This is a genomic window from Streptomyces sp. NPDC005574 (assembly GCF_040605435.1).
Lineage (GTDB): Bacteria > Actinomycetota > Actinomycetes > Streptomycetales > Streptomycetaceae > Streptomyces.
In genome coordinates, this window is the sequence record NZ_JBEXCW010000239.1 from 1 (window position 1) to 2,882 (window position 2,882).

2 protein-coding genes and 1 pseudogene are annotated in these 2,882 nt (G+C 65.4%); 2 read left to right on the forward strand and 1 reads right to left on the reverse strand.

What is annotated here, in order from left to right; all coding sequences use genetic code 11:
* Positions 1-424 precede the first annotated feature (424 nt).
* Entirely contained in the window at positions 425-664 is a 240-nt protein-coding gene (locus ABZT03_RS43560; RefSeq protein WP_356049775.1) for a hypothetical protein, read from the forward strand.
* Between the two features lie 548 nt (positions 665-1,212).
* On the opposite strand, the pseudogene ABZT03_RS43565 reads toward ABZT03_RS43560, so the two are convergent.
* A pseudogene (locus ABZT03_RS43565) lies at positions 1,213-1,476 on the reverse strand (IS110 family transposase); the annotation flags it as partial.
* 160 nt (positions 1,477-1,636) lie between these two features.
* Here ABZT03_RS43565 and ABZT03_RS43570 point away from each other — a divergent pair.
* Positions 1,637-2,794 carry an IS1634 family transposase gene (locus ABZT03_RS43570; RefSeq protein WP_356049777.1) on the forward strand — a complete coding sequence of 386 codons (1,158 nt, stop codon included), beginning with the start codon at positions 1,637-1,639 and terminating at the stop codon, positions 2,792-2,794.
* The last annotated feature ends 88 nt before the right edge of the window (positions 2,795-2,882 follow it).

Here is a 2,882-nt window from a genome sequence, read left to right on the forward strand (position 1 = left end):
AAGACACGAGCGTGGGACTCCTTCGTACGAACTTTGGACGGTTCAGTACGAAACCTACGCTCGTCGTCTTTTACACCGCGGATCGGACGCCACCTCCATGACTCAATCCTTTCACGGAATCGAGTCTCTACCGAACCCGGAACGGTTCACCCTCCACGTTGCGGAACTCGCAGAAGCGAGGCCCGAAGTGAAGGTGAAGGCTCGGGTCGGCAGCAGCAGGTGGCTGTACACCATCTGTGCGAGCACTCAGAGTCGACGGGGGCGCAAGACTGGATCGGTTCGAGCCAAACGCGTCTCCCGAACCCGAGTATCGGCTGCTCATGTCGTGTTCGACGGTATGGCAGAACGTGGGATTCCAGGCCTGGTCTGTACTGGATGACCGTGTGCATGCCGGGCAAATTTCCCACCAGAAATGTGGGCCGTCATGGGCAAGACCACACATCTTTCGGCCGAACGGTTGGCCGAGCATGTTTTTCAGGGCTGGACGCCGGGAATTTTCTGCTTGCTACTGCGTCGATGTGGCTGGCTCAACATGGGCATGCCCGGTGGTCGCGTAGGGTTGGTGGGCCAGCAGGCCGGAGACTATCCGACATTGCTCGCTGAGCGAATGGCCTGGTGCCTGGAACGGGCCGATCGCTGTTGCGACCAATGCCACGCAGCATGACCGGCATCGCAGGCGGTCAGCCGGAAGCCCCAGAGGGTTGCACCCCAGCGGCGAGTGGCGGGCGGTGCGAGCTGGAGACAGCTGCGCGCAGCCAGCTGTGGTGGGTCGCTCGTCAGGCAGTGAGCGGCCCCGGACAGGTGCCGAGCCACGCCGATACCCTGCGAAGGTGGTCCCGCCTGTTGATCGACGCTCTCCTGGCCTTCCACAGTGACTTGCCTGACCTACCCAACCCGCAGGCCCGTCTGTGGCGACTACGATTGGACCAGACTATCGAGCGGCGCCTGAAACCGGTCACTGGCGGTCTTCCAGCCCGCCAGTGGCTGGTCCACGCCCATCACCGCACCCAGAGCCGCCCCCACCCGGCACGTGATCGACAGCTTTACCAGTCATGGATTCCCTACCTGGTGGCTGTCGCCCGCGACCTCATCGGCGAAACCGCCGCCGCAGCTAGGCACACTGCACGCACCGGGGACTCCGCCACCACCACCCACCTCCTCCAAGCGCGCCACGCCCTCCAGCACGCCTGCCACCACCTAAAGGCCCGGTAGACCGACGTCGATGAGGATGCGGGCTCCGGTCCTGACAAGGATCCCCGGCATGGACGTCAGGACCTTCGAAAGAGGGTGGTTCTCCAGCAGTTCCTCGATTCGAGTGACCAGGAGTTTCCGCTGGTCAAGCACTGCTTGGAGCGAGTTGGCGAGGCTGGGGACGATCAGAGCAGCCGCGTCGGTGCCCGGGACGACGACGGTCTGTTCGTCCAGGGCGGTGAAGATGTCGTCGACGAGGCGCTCGGCCATTCGCGGTGCCTTTGGACCCTGCGTTCCGCAGCTGATGGCGGGTTCTGGACACGTTTGACGGTGTTGTTGCAGGTCACGTGGTTTCGGCCTGGTGGAACGGTCAGAATCGCCTAGTAACACGTTTCATGTGACTACCTTGCGCTGAACTGCGGTGATGCTGCTAGGGTCTGGAACCATGTATGTACGGGCGACGACGAGAAAGAACAAGGACGGCTCGTCCGTGCGCTATCTGCAGCTGGCGCACAACGAGTGGGACGCCGCCACGGGGACCTCACGCCCGCAGGTTCTGCACAGCTTCGGCCGTGAGGACCGCCTGGACCGCCCGGCCATCGAACGGCTGGTCGCCTCGCTGACCAAGCTCCTCGACCCGGCCGCGGCCCTGCGTGCCACCTCCGGCTCGGAGCTGACGTTCCTGGCCTCCCGCCCGATGGGCGGCGCCCATGCCCTGGACGGCCTGTGGCACCGGATCGGGATCGACACCGTGATGAAGAAGCTCCTCAAGGGACGCCGCCTGGACCCTGCCGCCGAGCGGGTGCTGTTCGCGCTGGTCGCCAACCGTGCTCTGGCCCCCAGCTCGAAGCTCGCCGCGATCCGCTGGATCGAACACGACAGCCACATCCCCGGCCTGCCCGCCACCAGCGAGGACGCCTGCTACCGGGCGATGGACTGGCTGTTGACCATCGAGGACCAGTTCGCCGAGGAGGTCTACTGGGCCGTCGCCGACCTCCTCAACCTCGAAGTCGACCTGCTGTTCTTCGACACCACCAGCACCTACTTCGAGACCGGGGAGGCGGACATCCCCGCCGCCCGCGACGAGCGCGGCCGCCGCCTGGACGCACCGCCCGAACCGGATCCGCTGCCCGACAGCCAAGACGGCGACGGCGACGGCGACGGCGAGGAGAACGTGAAGTCGTTCCGCGCGTACGGCAAGAGCAAGGACCACCGCCCGGACCTGCCACAGGTCGTCATCGGCATGGCGGTCACCCGCACCGGCATCCCGATCCGCGTCTGGTCCTGGCCGGGGAACACCGGCGATCAGTCGCTCATCCGCCAGGTCCGCGAGGATCTGCGGGAGTGGAAGCTGACCCGGGTGGTGTGGGTGGCCGACCGCGGCTTCGCCTCCGAGAAGAACCGCCGCTTCCTGCAACGGGCTGGCGGCCACTACATCCTCGGCGAGAAGATCCGCTCCGGCTCACCCGCCGCCCAGGCCGCCCTGTCCCGCCAGGGCCGCTATGCACACGTCGCCGACAACATGCAGGTCAAGCAGGTCCAACGCGCCGACACCACCGACCGGTTCGTGATCTGCCACAACCCCGAACAGGCCAAACGCTGAGGTGACCCCTGCGATGTGGACACACCTGACAATGGATCTTGGTGATCCAGGAAGGTGAAGATCTACGTGGGACGGCCCTCGAAGTACA

Excerpts from the sequence above, each read along its gene's own strand:
- ABZT03_RS43560 (WP_356049775.1), top strand. The coding sequence starts at position 425 with ATGGGCAAGACCACACATCTTTCGGCCGAACGGTTGGCCGAGCATGTT.
- ABZT03_RS43570 (WP_356049777.1), top strand. The coding sequence starts at position 1,637 with ATGTATGTACGGGCGACGACGAGAAAGAACAAGGACGGCTCGTCCGTG.